Here is a 232-nt window from a genome sequence, read left to right on the forward strand (position 1 = left end):
AAAAGATAAAAACAGACGACGAGGAAAATTATCATGAACGTTAAAACTACTATCGCGGCTTTAAGTGTTCTCTCTGCCCTGTCATTTGGTGCTTTTGCAGCAGATTCTATTAATGCCGAACAGGCAGGGAATCTGCAACCTGCGGGCACCATCAGCGTCAGCGGCGTGGGCGGTTCTCCAATGGATATCCGTCAGCAGTTAAACCATAAAGCCGACCAGCAAGGTGCTAAAG

General features: G+C 47.4%; 1 protein-coding gene. It reads left to right on the forward strand.

Annotated features, from left to right (window positions below; all coding sequences use genetic code 11):
• Positions 1-33: 33 nt before the first annotated feature.
• Positions 34-232, forward strand: a 199-nt coding sequence (locus KVT28_RS27120) for a YdgH/BhsA/McbA-like domain containing protein (RefSeq protein ID WP_217551434.1), incomplete at its 3' end; no start/stop codon positions are given.

This window comes from Pantoea sp. GbtcB22 (genome assembly GCF_019091025.1).
GTDB lineage: Bacteria > Pseudomonadota > Gammaproteobacteria > Enterobacterales > Enterobacteriaceae > Pantoea > Pantoea leporis.